The sequence below is a fragment of the Pedobacter heparinus DSM 2366 genome, from assembly GCF_000023825.1.
GTDB lineage: Bacteria > Bacteroidota > Bacteroidia > Sphingobacteriales > Sphingobacteriaceae > Pedobacter > Pedobacter heparinus.
On record NC_013061.1, the window covers coordinates 1,314,377 to 1,332,247 of the forward strand.

Sequence of the window (17,871 nt, forward strand, 5' to 3'; positions counted from 1 at the left end):
CTTCAAATACTAATGGATATGAAAAAAATACTATTTTCTATTATATGTCTGACGGGAGCATTCTTGCTTCAATCCTGTTCTGATGAAACAATTGATACAAAGCCAGCACAATTTGTCAATAAAGATGTCATTTATACTAATAGTGCAAGGATATTGCAGTTTGTAAATAACCTCTATACCTTTCTTCCCAAGGGTTATAACCGATTGGGGTCGGTGGCTGATGTGGGTGATGATGTGGGACCAACTCCAGGTGCTAATGTTCTTGGGTCGATGGTTGCTGCTGCAACGGATGAAGCTGTACATGCATCCCCGAATTCTGGTGCAGAAAAGTGGGGAACAGGAAATTGGGGAACTACATCTTCAAATAACTGGGATGCCCCCTTAAATACAATTTATACAGGCATTCGCAGAACGTATGATTATACAAATGATATACATGCCAATCTTATTGTAGCACCGGTCTCATCCATAAGTCAAATAACTGCTGCTCAGCGTGATGAGTACTATGGTCAGGCTATTTTTATCCGTGCTTTGTTAAACTTTGAGCTGCTGAAGCGTTTTGGAGGTTATCCTATCGTTAGAGAAGCCCTGAGAGCTGATGGCAATCTGATTATCCCAAAAAGTTCATATGATGAATGCGTGGAATATATTGCAGGCTTGTGCGATGAGGCGGTGGCAGTATTGCCGATTACCTACGCAGCGGGAGATTTTGGCCGTGCAACAAAAGGTGCGGCCCTTGCTTTAAAAGGCAGACTGTTATTATATGCGGCGAGTCCGCTAAACAATGCAGGAAATCTGCTTACGAAGTGGCAAGCTGCTGCTGCAGCTAATGCCGCAGTTATTAACCTGAAAAATGGAGCAGCCCCTGTATATAGCTTGTATACAGCTGGTACCGGTTATGATGCATTTTTCACTACGCTTGTCGGAAATAACGAGATCATTCTCTCCAGGATAGAACCGGCAAACGCTGCCATAGAACAAGTGAATGGCTTGCCTCAACTGGTAGATGGTGGGGGTGGAACTAATCCTACCTTAGACCTGGTTAATGATTATGAAATGAAAGACGGTACGCGTTTTAACTGGAGTAATCCTACTCATGCAAATGCTCCTTTTGCCAACAGGGACCCACGTTTTGATAAAACTATTTTATATAATGGCGTATCCTGGATGGGCGTTACAGTCGAAACCTTTGAAGGTGGTAAAGACAAAACAGGTATAAATCCTACCCGTACAGGGTTCTTCTTACGTAAATTCATGGGCAATTCAACCAAAGCTACCTGGATAGCACCGGTAGTAAATACATTGCATTGTTTTCCAATTTTTAGATATGGAGAAACATTGTTGAATTATGCGGAAGCTATGAATGAAGCGTATGGCCCAGATGATCCGGCTACCTACGGATTGACCGCACGTCAGGCCATTGCACTGATCCGTACACGTGCAGGTTTAACTGCTAATCAAACAGTCCCTTCTGCAACCAGTCAGTCATTAATGCGGGATGCTATCCGTCATGAGCGCCGCATCGAGCTTGCTTTTGAAGAACACCGTCATTTGGATTTAAGAAGATGGAACCTGGCAGTAACCGTACTGAATAACAAACCCGTTTCAGGTTTGAAAATAGTGAGAAGTAGCGGTCCGCCCTATACATTTACATACACTCCAGAGGTGGTAGAAAATCGGGTATTTACCGAAAACATGTATCGTTATCCCTTCCCTAGGGAGGAGGTCAGCAGAAATCCAGGTATTCAAAATCCAGGTTGGTAATCATTTTAAACTTAAAATTATGAGGAGATTTTTAATACTATTAGTTTTTAGCTTGGCTTGTATGAGCACATATGCTCAAAATGTACAATTAAGCGGTACTGTAACCGATAAAGATGGAGTTTCACTTCCTGGTGTCAGTATTCTTGTTGAAGGCACCAAAATTGGCGCAGTTTCAAATGCAAAAGGCCAATATTCCATTAGCCTGCCTAATCCTAACTCAGTTATTGTTTTTAGTTTTTTGGGCTATATTTCTCAGAACGTAAACGCGAAAGGCCGCTCAAAAATAGATGTTAGCTTATCAGAAGATTCTAAATCCTTAGATGAAGTCATAATGGTAGGTTACGGCGCCCAGAAAAAGGCAAGTGTAATTGGAGCCATTTCCAATATTAACATGAAGGAACTTAGAAAAGCAGCACCTTCAAATTTGAGCAATGCGCTCGGGGGCCGTGTTCCTGGTATAATTAGCAGAATGGGAGATGGAACACCGGGGGGTGTGCAGAATAGATTCTCGAATGGAAACGCTGATGATGCCCAAATTTATTTACGCGGAAGAGCCAGTATGAACAATACAAGTGCCCTGGTCCTGATCGATGGTGTGGAAGGTTCCTTGTCCAGAATAAATCCGGAAGATATTGAGCAGTTCAGTGTGCTGAAAGATGCATCTGCAACAGCAGTTTACGGTGTACGAGGGGCTAATGGCGTGATCCTGATCACGACCAGAAAAGGTAGCATAGGGGCACCAAAGATCGGTATAACCAGCCAGATCAGGATGCAAAAGGTATTGGATTTTCCGAATTTTCTAAGATCCTATGATTTCGCAATGTTAAATAACGAGGCTCGTAAAAATCAGGGTCTTCCTGAAATTTATTCAGCGGAAGATCTGGAGCATTACCGTACCGGTGATGATCCTTATGGCTGGCCGGATGTTGACTGGAAAGAAGTATTGCTGAAAGACCAGTTTTATGAACAACAGTACGTTGGAAATGTTTACGGTGGGACAGAACGGGTATCCTATTATTTATCCGGTGAGTATAACCAGTCGGGTGGCGCGTTCATTGAAAATAAAGAGAAGAATACACAGCATAGGTACAGACGTTATAATCTTAGGACCAACCTTGATTTTAAGATCACTAAAACTACTGATCTGGGTGTGAAATTGAATGGCAGGTTGAATGACCTTCATTACCCACTAAAAGGTGAAAGTAGCGGACAGCGGGTAACTGGTCCCGGATGGAGCGATATTACGGCAAGAGCCCCGCTCACTGCCCCGGTATACAACCCTAACGGTACTTATGCAAATGGTGGTTTGAACCTGCCGGGTAACCCTGTGGCTGAGTATATGGAGGGCGGTTTTGCCCAGCGGCTGCAAAGCGGTCTGGAATCCAACTTTACGCTGAACCAGAAGTTGGATTTTGTAACACCCGGGCTTTCATTCAGGGGCTTATTTGCTGCGAACTTTGGATCGGGCAGTGCAAAAGCATTAAATTCAAGGAGTGCTGAGATCTGGACGTATGATAAAACTACCAAGACCTATACATTAACGGCCGGAGCCGGAATTCCAACCTATACACTGGGTAGTAATTTCAGTGATTTCAACCGTATACAACAGGTTGAAGCTGCCTTGAACTATGATAAGGCGATTGGCATGAACCACAAAATAACCGCCATGGCCATTGCTACCCAGACCACCAAAGAGGCTTCGTTCATTGTTCCTACTATTTTCAAAGGAATGGCAGGCAGGCTTACCTATGCTTATAAGGATAAATACCTTGCTGAAGGAAATGTAGGCTATAATGGTTCTGATGCATTTAGTAAATCGAAACGTTATGCATTTTTTCCTTCCGGTGCCCTTGGATGGGTAGCTTCAGAAGAAAGTTTTATAAAGGATAATGTTAAGTTTCTGGATTTTCTGAAGTTCAGGGGCTCCTATGGTGAAGTAGGGAATGACAGGCTCGGTTTCGGGTACAGCAACTTGTATATCTATTCATTTAGAAACCCGCTCGCGGCTGAGACTCCCGGTACCTCTACTACAGTTAACGGCTATTATAGCCTGGGAACTACGCCTACTCAAATCCTTCCGATCTTAGAAGGAACGTTGGGAAATCCAAACGTGACCTGGGAGGTTGCCCGCAAGGCAGATATCGGGGTGGAGGCAAAATTGTTTAAAAGCCGTCTCAGCTTTGAAGCAGATGTATTTCTGGAAAAGCGTGATGATATTCTGATCAACAGATTCGATATACCGTTGATTTCTGGTTTAGTACCAGCAAAGCTTCCTGCATTGAATGCCGGAAAGGCAACAAACAAAGGATATGAATTATCGCTTAGTTATTCTGACAATATTGGTGGCTTTGGTTTTACAGTAGGGGGTAATTATACTTTTGTCCGCAATACCATCGATTACATGGCTGAAACGCCGAAAAAATACCCATGGCAGGAACAGACGGGCAAACAAATTGGCATGCTTGCACCTCAATTTATCTGGACGGGTAAATTTTACAGTGAAGAGGATTTGACCAATAATGCTGTTCCCAAACCGGTTGCAAAAGTTTGGGCCGGCGAACTGATGTTTAAAGATCTGAATGGCGATGGTAAAATTGACTCAGATGATAAGGCATATACTGGTTATGGTCAGATTCCGGAGAAGATATTTGGCATTAACCTGAATATGGATTATAAGAATTTTTATTTGAATACGTTCTGGCAAGGTGCATCCAACGTGGTCATTAACCCTACTGCCGGGATGCGGCTTGAATATGCTGGTTATGGATACAATGTTCAGGAGTTCCATAAGGAAGATCGTTGGGTATATGATCCTTCCCGCGGATTGGATACGCGGGCAACGGCAAAATATCCCCTATTGATGCTCGGAGGCGCACCGCAAACCAGGGAGCTTTCTACCTTTCATGTGCTGAATGGCGAGTATTTACGTTTGAAAGCAGCTGAATTTGGGTATACTTTTCCTAAAACCCTAATCACAAAGCTTCATATAGCAGACCTGAGAGTGTTTGTAAGTGGTTCAAATCTGCTGACCTTCTCTCATTTAAAGAGATATCACATCGATCCTGAATATCTTGGAAACAATATACCGGGTCAGATGGTTGCTGGTCAGGGTGAGGCCAATGGACTTGGATCCGGAGCATGGTCGCCCCAAAATAAATTTTATGCCTTTGGGCTTAACGTTACTTTTTAGTAATAATTAGTAGAAATTATATGAAAAAGATATATTTAATCATAAGCATCCTGATTGCTTTTTGTACAGCCTGCAAAGATGCAGAAGATTTCCTGGACCCGGCGGGCAGCACAGGATTAAACAAAGAAATTGTTTTTTGGCAATGCCCGGAATTCTGAAGCATTTTTAATGGATATTTACCGCCAGATATTGCCTGTATTAATGCGGACCGATAATGCAGGATCACGCTGGAGAAATCAATTACTTTTGGAAACCGGGACAGAAAATGGTACTTCCAACAACCCTGCCGGCGGCCTGAATGTTCGCGATTTTAATTCAGGTTCATTTACACCCGGTAGTACAGGTATGTTCTGGCAGTCTGACTGGAGAGAGTATTACGCAGGTATCCGTGCATGCAATATGTATCTGGAAAATGTTGACAACATCCCAGATGATTCGACAATTCCGTTTACGGCGGCTACACGGAAAATCCGCAAAGCGGAAGTTAAATGGATAATGGCCTTTTTTTATGCAGAACTTGCCAAACAGTTTGGTGGGATGCCCATTATCACAAGGGTGATAGATGCTTCAGAGAATCTGGAGGTTGCAAGGAGCACCTTTGATGAAACGATTGCATTTATTGTTAAACTCTGTGATGAGGCTGCAGTTGATCTCCCTGTACAACCACTTGTGGATCCTACTCCTGATCCTGACTTAGGCAGAGTAACTAAAGGCGCTGCGCTGGCTTTAAAGGCACGTATGTTATTATATGCTGCCAGCCCTTTGTGGAACGATCCGGCAAACCCTGTTGCATCAAATGAAAACGGTAAATACGATGAAAATAAGTGGCAGCTTGCTGCGCAAGCTGCACAAGATGTAATAGCTTTGAATAGATATAGCCTTCATCCGGATATTTCAACATTGTTTACTACACGTACCAATAATGAGATTATTTTTGCCCGTATGCAAGAACCCATGGCCTATTTTACGGCCACTCATGTTCCGTTTAAATTGTTTGTAAATAGCACACCCTATGTTATTGGTGGAAATAACCAGGTAACATATAATATGGTCAAACAATATGAAATACTCAATGGAGGTGTTGCATATACTGTTGACGATCCGCCATCATTATCCGGCTATAATGATCAGGATCCGTTTAAAAGACGGGATCCGAGATTTTATCGTGACAATATATACAATGGGGCTAAGTTAAGATTAGCGAATACGGACCGGGTAGCTGAATTTGGTCGTGTAGCCCCAGGGGTTGCTAAATCTCCAGCTCATAATACGCTGGAAAGTCCATACGATAGCTTTGTGTATAGCGTGAAATTCTGCGACCTTACGCTTAATATTACCACTGACGCGCGTAATCCAAGCGCAAATGGTAAAACAAATCAGAATTATCCATACCTTAGGTATGCTGAGGTTTTGTTGAACTATGCAGAAGCCGTGAATGAAGCATACGGGCCGGACGTTGTTCCACCTATTGCTGGGGCTACAAAAACAGCTAGAGCTGCGTTGAATGAAGTGCGTGTAAGAGCACAATATCCAGCAAATACAGCTACATCTAAAGTAGAATATATGGGGTATACTGGCGGTATGCCTCCTATTGTAGGAGGTACAGATAAAGTTTCTTTCAGAACAAAGTTACAGCACGAGCGTCGTGTTGAATTTTGTTATGAAGAACATTGGTTCTGGGATTTTCGTCGTTGGAAACTTACTCCGGAGACAGTTATTAAAGTGCAGATACCGGTTTGGACGTCACCCACTACGGTGAGATACGACATTAATACTATAGAGACCCGCTTTTGGAATCCTAAGATGTATCGTATGCCAATACCCGAATCCGAAGTATTGGCGAACCCTAAGATGGTTCAGAATTCGGGCTGGTAATAGTCCAATTACTATAATATGATTATTTTAAATGAAAAATAATAAATCTACTTGTGAGAAAGGTCTTACTTCTTTTTCACGCCGCAATTTTTTAATAGGATCGGGCTTGCTTTTTGCAGGCTCGGTTTTAAAGGTTAATGGTGCAGGATTACTGGATGACCCTGAACCCATCATTGACATCCATCAGCATACTGATTTCAGCGGGCGTACTCAGGAGCAGTTAATTGCACATCAAAGAAAGATGGGCATAACTACAACTGTACTTTTGCCTGCGGGGAGACCTTTAAATTATGGTTCTACCTATTACGGGGTTGCCAACGGTCTGCAGGTAAAAGCTACCGGAAATGAAGTTTGCTATAAACTGGCGCAGCAATATCCAAAAGAATACAGGTTTGGGGCAAATGAGGTACCGGATTTCCCTGGTGCTATTCAGGAAATTGAGAAATATCTGAAATTAGGCGCTCCGGTGATCGGTGAATTGAAATTTGGGGTTGAATGTGATTCACCGGGAATGCAAAAGATTTATCAGCTTGCCCAGGCTTACGATGTTCCTGTGCTGATGCACTGGCAATACAATATGTTTAACAGAGGATTTGAACGCTTCTACAAAATGCTGGAAAAATATCCTAAGGTAAATTTTCTTGCACACTCACAAACTTGGTGGGCAAATATTGGAAAAGAACATAAAGACGAAAATGTCCTTTATCCAAAAGGTAAAGTAGTTGCAGGAGGGCTAACTGATCAGTTATTGAGAAATTATTCAAATGTATACGGTGATCTTTCCGGTTTCTCTGGTCTGTATGCAATGACGCGGGATGAAGACCATGCACGTGGATTTTTAGAAAGGCATCAGGACAAGCTGCTCTATGGCAGTGATTGTTCGGATATATTTGGTAGTGGAGAAGGATGTACAGGCGCCCAGGCCATTGCTGCTATCCGGAGGTTTTCAGCAACAAAGGAGATAGAAAGGAAAATACTATTTAGCAATGCTAAAAAATTATTGCGATTGTAAACGCTGGTTAATCGTTTATTTTATATATTCGTGTACGTTAACGAAATTTATAATCATGGCAAATAAAATCAGCTTCCTTGTAATTGTTTTAAACATAACAGGAACTATTGTGTATGGAACACCTAAACCACCAATTAAGAAATCGGTACAAGCAAAAACCAGTTGGATAAGTTTGTTTGATGGGCAAAGTTTAAAAGGCTGGCATATTTTTAATAAAACCGGACAAATTGAAAACTGGACAGTTGAAGATGGCGCAATGGTGTGTCATGGGTTTAAAGGCCCAAGTGGTGCTGGTGATATTGTGTCGGACCTTAAATTTGAAAACTTTGAACTGAGCTGGGAATGGAAGGTAGATAAAGGAAGTAACAGTGGTGTTTTTTACCATATTTTAGAAGGACCAAAATACCATAGAGCTTCTGAAACCGCACCGGAATATCAGATCATTGATGATGCCGGGTTTCCTGCAAAACTGGAAGAATGGCAAAAAACAGGTGCAGATTATGCAATGAATGTACCTAACGACAAAAAGAAGTTACAACCGACGGGAACCTGGAATACAAGCAAAATCATCTTTAATAAGGGCCATGTAGAGCATTGGCTAAACGGAAAGAAGATTGTTGAGTTTAATGCCTGGACTGAAGAATGGAATAGACAAAAGAAAGAAGGAAAGTGGAAGGATTATCCTGATTACGGAATTGCTAAAGCCGGATCTGTTGGTTTTCAGGATCATGGGAACAAGGCCTATTTTAAAAATATAAAGATCAGGGAAATAAAATAACATTAAGTACTTATGAGAATTAGTCTGGTTGTTGGAATCCTTTTGATCCCTGCAATACTTATTGCGCAAAAAAAGAAATCCGGAAAATTTGATCGGTTAAATGACACACATGATATGCTGCTTTCTCCCTGGGGCCCATATTCGAAAAGGTATGCCGGGATATCGCATATCCCTGAGTTTAAATCTGGTATACGCTTTGATTTTTCTGTATTTCCAGGTCTGTACCGTTATAAGCCATCTGTACCGCATGTATTGCTGCAATCGGATTATTTTCCCTGGGAATCTAATAACGACTTAACTAAATATACGTTCAGGCACGAGCTGCTTTGGAAGGATGAGGCCTATTCGGATGTAACTTATCGTGTGATAGATTCTGCTACAGTTTTGGTTGCAATACGCTGCGTAAACAATACAGCATTGCCACAGTATATGGACGTAAACCTGATGTCTTATCTGGATTATCCCGAAAATTATCCTGTAAACACCATGCGCTTAAGTGGCAGTTCGATATGGAAAAATGCAGTCGGCTACCAATCTCTGGATTTTGCGAAGAAAGGGCTTAGAGATAACCTGGTACAAGATGGCTGGATTGCCGGAGAGGCCAGAGCTGCTGAATATATTGATGGAAGGGCGATTGGGTCTATATTTGGAAATACAAAAGGCAATAAAGTAACCTATAGCATAGCCTTAAAAAACGATCAGCTAAAAGGTCGGATAAGTGTGCTTTACAGAATGAAGAGTGGCAGCAGCCAGACTTTTTATACCGGTGGTTTAACGACTGAAGCGCTAAGGTTAAAGGGCACCGGGAATTTTGAGCAGATCAGCATTCCATATCATGCTGCCAAAGCGGGCGCACAGTTATTGTCATTTGAAGCTGAAGGTGGCAGTGCTGTTGAATTTAACGGTTTTTCCATCATTCCTGAAAAAGAAGCATCAGCGGAAATTATTGCACTGGAAAAGAAATTCAAACCAGCAATAACGGAGAATATTGATGCTAAAAATGTGATACTTAAGTACCAGGAAATTGCCGGCTATTATGGGATAAGCTGGGATGATGCCCATGGTATTGTACGTGAATTTAGAAATGATGAACTGGATTATTACTTTAAAAGGCATGTAAACAACCATACGACCAAAACATTTATCGGGAACGATAAAGGAAATTTTGCCAATGTTTACATCAGGCCGGTAGAGCTGGATGCCCACGAGGAGAAAACTGTTTATGCATTGGTATGTACAGGGAAGTATGAATATGTTAAAAAACGCCTGGGTAATTTAAATGAGATAAAGAACAAGGTATTGCAGGGCGACGAGAAGCCGGTTGTTGCAGAAGTACTTCCGGAAGGAAAAAAATATGAATTTAGCCAGAAGATATTAAAGGCTACCCTACTAACCAATATCATGTACCCGGTTTATACCGCTAATAGTTACATCAGGCATTTTACACCGGGAAAATGGTATAATTCTTTGTATACCTGGGATTCAGGTTTTATTGCAGTAGGTTTAAATGAGATCAGTACTGAACTGGCCGCTGAATGTATAAACGTTTATACTACACCGGAAGGGAATCAGAATGCTTTCATTCAGCACGGTACCCCATACCCTGTACAAGTTTATGCATTTTTTGATCTCTGGAACAAGACTCAGTCAAAGGAAGCCCTGGCTTATTTTTATCCGCGCCTGAAAAAGTATTATGCGTTTATGGCAGGCCGCTACGGGAGTTCCAATACAAGGCGGCTGAAATCGAACATGCTGACCTCCTGGGACTATTTTTACAATTCTGGCGGCTGGGACGATTATCCCCCGCAGGTAACGGTGCATGAGCAAAAAGCTACCAAGACTGTTGCTGCAGTGGCCAATAATTCCTATAGCATCCGTATTGCTAAAATGCTGCGGCTGGTTGCGCAGGCTTTAAAGAAAGAAAGTGACATTGCGGAGTATGATAAGGACATTAAATTGTTTAGTGATGCCTTGCAGAAGTATTCCTGGAACGATACGGCCGGTTATTTTAGCTATGTAGTGCATGATGAGCAAGGTAATGCAACTGGCCATTTTAAAGATCCACTGAGTGGTAAAGACCACAATATGGGATTGGATGGTGCTTATCCATTGCTTGCCGGTATTTGTACACCGGAACAGGAAGAAAAGCTGATAGAAAAAATTTTCTCACCACAGCACATGTGGACACCTTCCGGTATTTGCGTGGTTGACCAGTCGGCCCCTTATTTTAAACCCGTAGGCTATTGGAACGGTTCCGTTTGGATGCCCCACCAATGGTTTGTGTGGAAGGCGATGCTTGATCTGGGACGACCTGATCTGGCCAGAAGAATAGCGCAAAAGGCACTGGACATTTTTAAAAACGAAGTGGACAATTCTTATGCTACTTTTGAATATTTCTCTGCAAAAACAGGAAGGGGCGCCGGATGGCATCAGTTTGGTGGATTATCGGCCCCTGTGCTCTCCTGGTTCTCAGCTTATTTTAAGCCCGGTACAGTTACTGCAGGATTTGAAATCTGGATAAAAGACCAAACATTTAATCCTGCTCAATCTGAATACAAGGCCAACCTTTCTTTAGATCAGACTACTTTGGCCCGTCAAAGGAGTTTGCTTGTCTGTATGAACCCTGCTTTCCAGTATCAGGTTACGTTAAACGGTAAAATTATCAAGGCTGAATCACCTTATCCCGGTCTGCTTCAGATTACTTTGCCAGCTTCCAATAAAGATGCCGCGCTGAGTATAATACCCTCAAAAGAATAGAAATAGTATTTTTTATTTAGTAGCTTTATATAAAAACTAACAAAGATTGGAGAAGTTTTCTGCCATTTTGCTAGGGCTGCGATGTTTAAACGCCACTTTTGACAGAGAGGAAAAAGGGGACATAATGATTACAATTTGGGGACAATTCAGATTTTAAATCATTCTAGGCTATTTTAAAATGATACCTAAAGGTTTTTAAATCGTTTTGTTTTAAATACATTGCCGCAAATAACGTCAGAAGACGGTAAGTTTTCTGAAATAATGGCAGTTGTAACATCTATTTCCACTGCTGTGGCGTAATTGTTGATAAAATAATAAAAAAGCGGGTGCTCATTTATAAAACAAATTTTATAGTTTAGAGCATTCCCGATTTAGAAAGGTATATATGGAAGCTAAATTTTCTCCACAAGTAAAAGACGTGATATCTTTTAGCAGGGAAGAAGCCCTGAGATTAGGTCACGATTACATAGGCGCAGAACATCTTTTGTTAGGCCTTATTCGCGAAGGCGATGGTATGGCCATTAAGATATTAAAATCACTAGGTGTTGATACTTCAAAACTTCGTCGCTCGATTGAGGATTCGGTTAGGGGTACGTCGAGTGTAACGGTTAACCTGGGAAACATCCCCTTAACCAAACAAGCAGAAAAAGTTTTAAAGATCACTTATCTGGAAGCAAAGATCTTCAAAAGCGATTTGATAGGTACAGAACACCTGTTGCTTTCTATTCTTCGCGATGATGATAACATTGCCTCACAGATTTTATTACAGTTTAACATCAATTACGAGATATTTAAACAGGAGGTTGAAGTGAACAAGAACGGTTTTAGAGACGAAACGCAGAACAGTGCATCAACAGGTGGAGATGATGACTACCGCGAAGAAGAATCATTCAGCAGCCCTAAAAAGGTGTCGGACATTAAATCTAAAACCCCGGTTCTGGATAATTTTGGAAGAGACCTGACCAAGGCAGCGGAAGAGGGCCGTTTGGATCCTATTGTTGGCCGTGAGAAAGAAATTGAACGCGTGTCGCAGATATTATCACGACGTAAAAAGAACAATCCGATCCTGATTGGTGAACCTGGTGTAGGTAAATCTGCTATTGCAGAAGGTCTGGCCCTCCGTATTGTTCAACGTAAAGTTTCCAGGGTACTGTTCAATAAACGTGTGGTAACATTAGACCTGGCTTCATTAGTTGCCGGCACAAAATACCGCGGACAGTTTGAAGAGCGTATGAAGGCGGTGATGAATGAGCTGGAAAAATCTACCGATGTGATCCTGTTTATTGATGAGATCCATACAATTGTAGGCGCAGGTGGTGCTTCAGGTTCTTTAGATGCATCAAATATGTTCAAACCAGCTTTGGCCAGGGGCGAAATTCAATGCATTGGGGCAACTACGCTGGATGAATACCGTCAGTATATAGAAAAGGATGGGGCTTTGGACCGTCGTTTCCAGAAGGTAATGATCGAGCCGGCTTCACCTGATGAAACCATAGAAATTCTGAACCGTATCAAAGAAAAATATGAAGATCACCACGGTGTGACCTATACAGATGAGGCGATTGCTGCCTGTGTGGCGCTTACTTCAAGGTACATTACCGACAGGTTTTTGCCGGATAAGGCAATTGATGCTTTGGACGAGGCCGGATCAAGGGTGCATTTAACAAACATACATGTTCCTGATAACATCATTGCGATTGAGAATAAGATTGAAGAGATCAAGGTTGAAAAAAATAAGGTTGTAAAAAGCCAGAAATATGAAGAGGCCGCCAAATTAAGAGATACTGAAAAAAATCTGTTGGAAGAGCTTGATCGTGCAAAGGCAGAATGGGAGGCTGAAACTAAAACGAAACGTTATACAGTTACAGAAGATAATGTTGCAGAGGTGGTTTCAATGATGACCGGCATTCCATTACAACGTGTTGGACAAACTGATAGTGTAAAGCTGTTAAATATGTACGATACTGTTGCGACCAAGATCATTGGACAGGATGATGCAATTAAAAAATTGACAAAAGCTATTCAGCGTACCAGAGCGGGATTAAAGGACCCTAAAAAACCGATCGGTTCGTTTATATTTCTTGGGCCTACCGGTGTTGGTAAGACTGAGCTTGCAAAGGAACTTGCACGTTTCATGTTTGACAGTGATGATTCACTGATCCAGATTGACATGAGTGAGTACATGGAGAAATTTGCTGTATCGCGTTTAGTAGGTGCGCCTCCGGGATACGTGGGGTATGAGGAAGGCGGACAGCTGACTGAAAAAGTACGCAGAAAACCGTATGCGGTAATTTTGCTGGATGAGATTGAGAAAGCACACCCGGATGTGTTTAATATCCTGTTGCAGGTATTGGATGAGGGACAGCTTACGGATAGTCTTGGTCGTAAGGTTGACTTCAGAAATACCATCATTATTATGACCTCTAATATCGGGGCCCGTCAGCTGAAAGATTTTGGGCAGGGAGTAGGTTTTTCTACCGCTGCAAAAAGCAACCAGGCTGATGCACATTCGAGGGGAGTAATTGAAAATGCGTTGAAACGCGCTTTTGCCCCTGAGTTCCTGAACCGTGTAGATGATGTAGTAGTATTTAATTCACTGGGTAAAGAAGAGATCTTCAAGATCATAGACATTGAGTTAAAATCGTTATTTGGTCGTGTACATAATTTAGGTTACGAGGTTAAGCTTACTGAGAAAGCAAAAGAATTTATAGCCGATAAAGGGTTTGATTCTAATTTTGGTGCAAGACCGCTTAAACGTGCGATCCAGAAATATCTGGAAGATCCGATCGCTGAAGAGATCCTTAAAGGAGAGATCCATGATGGAGATATTCTCGAAATCGATTACAACAAAGAAAGTAATGAAATAGTTGTAGAGAATAGAAGTCCGGGTAAGAAAAAGAAAAAAGAAGAGGGAAGTGTAGAATAATATCCCGGAACAATGCATAAAACCCCAGTTGGCGAAAAGCCAGCCGGGGTTTTTTTATGATACGATTTTGGCAGTATATGATGCGATCTTTACACTTAGTGTGATTTTTACACATTTTAGGAAATTATATGGCTATAGATTTTGGTTTTAACATAAATGCCTCTATTTTAGATAGAAAATAGGTTAGTTTACAATATCAATTGCATCAATACTTAAAAATGGAATCTAAATTATTGGGAGTGCTATTCTTTGTTTTTCTGGCCTTTCAGGTGCCGGCCCAGGAAAAACATGAAGCTTATACGCAGCAAATCAACGGGACTAAGCTGAGCTTTGAAATGAAAGCCATTCCTGCCGGAGAATTCTTAATGGGCAGCAAAAAGGGCAAGGCAGATGAACAGCCGGTACATCCTGTTAAGCTTGCGCCCTTTTGGATGAGTACCTTTGAGGTTACCTGGGATATTTTTGAACCCTTTTTATATAAAGATTATGAAGCTAACCATAGCACAGGCGCTATACCTGCAAATGTAGATGCAGTTACCAGGCCTACAAAACCTTATTTAGATATGACTTTTGGTATGGGTAAAGAAGGGCAACCTGCTTTGGCAATGACCCATTATAATGCCATACAGTTTTGCAAATGGCTTTATGCAAGAACAGGAGTATTTTACCGATTGCCAACAGAAGCCGAATGGGAATATGCCTGCCGTGCTGGTAGTATTACAGAATATGCGTTTGGGGATGGAGCTGCTATGCTCGGTGAATATGCCTGGTATAAGGACAATTCTGAAGGTAAAACACATAAAGTTGGTCTGAAAAAACCAAATGCCTGGGGTTTACATGATATGTATGGAAATGTTGCTGAATGGACTTATGATCAGTACATTCCGGATTTTTATGCTAAGGTGATAGGTGATAAAGTAAATAACCCTGTAGCTGTACCGGATAAATTGTATGCGCACGTAATCAGAGGTGGCTCTTACGAGGATCTTGCTAAGGATTGCCGTTCGGCAACAAGATTACCTTCTGATCCTGTTTGGAAGCAGCTGGATCCGCAGATACCTAAAAGCAACTGGTGGTTTCCTGAAGCACCTTTTATAGGTATGCGTTTGGTGAGGCCGCTAAATATACCTGCTAAAGAGGAAATAGATGCATATTACAATGCTGCCCCCCTAAAAGATTATTAAAGAAAAGCACAAAAAAGAACCAAATAAACCTAAATCAAATGAACAAGGAAGGATTGCGTGACCAGCGTCGTGAATTTTTAAAAACCTCAGCACTTGTTGCCGGAGGGGTAATGCTAAATGGAGTTGCCTTTGCTGGTGGCGGAGCGCATTCATCAGTAGATGATACCATTAAAATTGCACTTATTGGTTGCGGTGGTCGCGGTGCAGGTGCCGCCACGCAGGCATTAAGCACTAAACAAAATATTAAGCTGGTAGCCATGGCTGACGCTTTTCAGGACAGGCTTGATGAAACTTACCAGACACTATCTGCAAAATTTGCAGCTAAAGTTGATGTACCTCAGGAACGCAGGTTTGTTGGATTTGATGCCTATCAAAAAGCGATTGCATTAGCAGATGTTGTACTGCTGGCAACGCCTCCGGGCTTCAGGCCTATGCATTTTGAAGAAGCCATCAACAAAAATAAACATGTCTTTATGGAAAAACCTGTGGCGGTAGATTCCCCGGGAATCCGTAAGGTACTGGAAATTGCTGAACTTGCGAAGCAAAAGAAACTAAATGTTGTGGTGGGCTTGCAGCGCAGGTATCAGGCCAATTACAGAGAGGCGCTTAAACGGATTCAGGACGGGGCAATTGGCGATATTACCGGGGGACAGGTGTACTGGAACAGTGGTGGTGTTTGGGTTAAACCACGTAAACCGGGCCAGACAGAAATGGAATACCAAATGCGTAACTGGTATTATTTTAACTGGCTTTGCGGAGACCATATTGTGGAACAGCATGTACACAATATTGACGTGGCAAACTGGGCGAAAAATGCGTATCCGGTTTCTATTCAGGGCACAGGGAGCAGGGCCTGGAGAACCGGAAAAGATTATGGCGAGATCTATGACAATCATGCAGTAGAGTTAACTTACGCAGATGGTGCTGTGATCTATAGCCAGTGTCGTCATTTTGAGGGTACTTCTAACCGTGTTGATGAAACTTTTCAAGGTACAAAAGGACGTTCTTATTTAGCCGCTGGTGGCAATAAGGCTGTATTGTGGGACCATAAGGGTAAGGAAATATATAACCACCCTACAAAGGATAATCCGAATCCCTATCAGACTGAACATGACGAATTGTTTGCAGCAATAGCTAAAGGTGAATACAAGTTTGCTGATGCAGAACGTGGCGCAAAAAGTTGCCTTACTGCTATTATTGGCCGGTACGCGACTTACTCTGGCCGTGTAATTAAATGGGATGATGCCCTGAAAGCAGACAATAGTTTGTTCCCTGCCCAATTGAGCTGGGATGCGAACCCTAAATTAATGCCCGATGCAAATGGTTTGTACCCTATCCCTACTCCTGGACAAACCAGGGTGATTTAAGCTGTTGTGTTGGTAATAGGTAAATATATCAGCTTGTTTTTGCTCTCGCTGATGAATTTCTTTTCTGGATATGCTGACTTGCGGGAGTATACCATTAAAGGTTATGCCCAGGGAACTGACTATACGGTTAAATATTTTGCAGCAGACAGCATTGTTACGAAAGCGGATATTGACCGTATTTTGAATGCTATAGATTCCTCTATGTCACTTTATAAACCTTATTCTTTAATATGCAGGTTTAATGCAGCTGATGAGGGTTTGCATCTGGACCAGCACCTTGTGAAGGTGATGCGCAAGTCATTTGCCGTTTACAAAGATACCCGGGGGAAATTTGATGCCACCGTTGAGCCGTTGGTACAGGCCTGGGGATTTGGTGCCAAGCCCATCATTAAATTCCCTGATAGTGCGGAAGTTAAAATGCTGTTAGCTTGTGTGGGTATGAATAACCTGAGTTTAAAAGGAGATTATCTTAAAAAAAGCAGGCCTTGTATAAAACTGGACCTGAACGGGATTGCACAGGGCTATAGTGTAGATGTTATTGCCGATTATCTGCAACAAAAAAAAATAAAGTCCTTTGTTGTGGAATTAGGAGGAGAACTTAGAATGAAAGGACCTAAGCCTGACGGAAGCTCGCTACGTATTGGTATTGAAGGCCCCGCAATGACTGCGGATGCTGAACCTGTGATCAAACATGTCGTCCGTATTAATAATGGCGCAATAACAACTGCAGGAAATTATAGAAAATACCTGCTAAACGGGGCAAAAAAAATTGCACACCTTATTGATCCTAAAACGGGCTATCCTTTAGACAATGCATTGATCAGCGTAACGATTTATGCAAAGGACGCCATTACTGCCGATGGTTATGATAGTCCGATTATGGCAATGGGCGTTAAAGAAGCCCTGGATTTTGTCAAAGCAAGGAAGGGAATGGAAGCTTACATTATTTATCACAAGAAAGATGGTAGTGTGGCCGACACACTGACCAGTGGTTTCAGGAAAATGCTGGTAGACTAAA

11 protein-coding genes are annotated in these 17,871 nt (G+C 42.1%); all 11 read left to right on the forward strand.

Annotation, left to right across the window (positions count from 1 at the left end):
- Window positions 1-18 precede the first annotated feature (18 nt).
- Window positions 19-1,764 (forward strand): RagB/SusD family nutrient uptake outer membrane protein, encoded by a 1,746-nt coding sequence (locus PHEP_RS05610; protein ID WP_162141686.1) that lies wholly within the window; start codon window positions 19-21, stop codon window positions 1,762-1,764.
- A gap of 61 nt (window positions 1,765-1,825) precedes the next feature.
- Window positions 1,826-4,954, forward strand: a complete 3,129-nt coding sequence (locus tag PHEP_RS05615; RefSeq protein WP_036675206.1) for a SusC/RagA family TonB-linked outer membrane protein — start codon at window positions 1,826-1,828, stop codon at window positions 4,952-4,954.
- 20 nt (window positions 4,955-4,974) lie between these two features.
- Window positions 4,975-5,112 carry a hypothetical protein gene (locus PHEP_RS22160; RefSeq protein ID WP_012781289.1) on the forward strand — a complete coding sequence of 46 codons (138 nt, stop codon included), beginning with the start codon at window positions 4,975-4,977 and terminating at the stop codon, window positions 5,110-5,112.
- A gap of 10 nt (window positions 5,113-5,122) precedes the next feature.
- Entirely contained in the window at window positions 5,123-6,829 is a 1,707-nt protein-coding gene (locus PHEP_RS05620) for a RagB/SusD family nutrient uptake outer membrane protein (protein ID WP_012781290.1), read from the forward strand.
- A gap of 31 nt (window positions 6,830-6,860) precedes the next feature.
- The gene (locus PHEP_RS05625; RefSeq protein ID WP_012781291.1) at window positions 6,861-7,841 is read left to right on the forward strand and encodes an amidohydrolase family protein; all 981 of its coding nucleotides are present in this window, start codon (window positions 6,861-6,863) and stop codon (window positions 7,839-7,841) included.
- A 55-nt stretch (window positions 7,842-7,896) separates the two neighbouring features.
- A complete protein-coding gene (locus PHEP_RS05630) occupies window positions 7,897-8,619 on the forward strand; it encodes a 3-keto-disaccharide hydrolase (RefSeq protein WP_012781292.1) in 723 nt (240 codons plus the stop codon).
- 12 nt (window positions 8,620-8,631) lie between these two features.
- Window positions 8,632-11,376 carry an MGH1-like glycoside hydrolase domain-containing protein gene (locus tag PHEP_RS05635; RefSeq protein WP_012781293.1) on the forward strand — a complete coding sequence of 915 codons (2,745 nt, stop codon included), beginning with the start codon at window positions 8,632-8,634 and terminating at the stop codon, window positions 11,374-11,376.
- Window positions 11,377-11,761: 385 nt separating this feature from the next.
- Window positions 11,762-14,302 carry an ATP-dependent Clp protease ATP-binding subunit gene (locus PHEP_RS05640; protein WP_012781294.1) on the forward strand — a complete coding sequence of 847 codons (2,541 nt, stop codon included), beginning with the start codon at window positions 11,762-11,764 and terminating at the stop codon, window positions 14,300-14,302.
- Between the two features lie 218 nt (window positions 14,303-14,520).
- Entirely contained in the window at window positions 14,521-15,486 is a 966-nt protein-coding gene (locus PHEP_RS05645; protein WP_012781295.1) for a formylglycine-generating enzyme family protein, read from the forward strand.
- 38 nt (window positions 15,487-15,524) lie between these two features.
- On the forward strand, window positions 15,525-16,853 hold the full coding sequence (locus PHEP_RS05650; RefSeq protein ID WP_012781296.1) for a Gfo/Idh/MocA family protein: 1,329 nt from the start codon (window positions 15,525-15,527) through the stop codon (window positions 16,851-16,853).
- 51 nt (window positions 16,854-16,904) lie between these two features.
- Window positions 16,905-17,870 (forward strand): FAD:protein FMN transferase, encoded by a 966-nt coding sequence (locus tag PHEP_RS05655; protein ID WP_012781297.1) that lies wholly within the window; start codon window positions 16,905-16,907, stop codon window positions 17,868-17,870.
- Window position 17,871 lies beyond the last annotated feature (1 nt).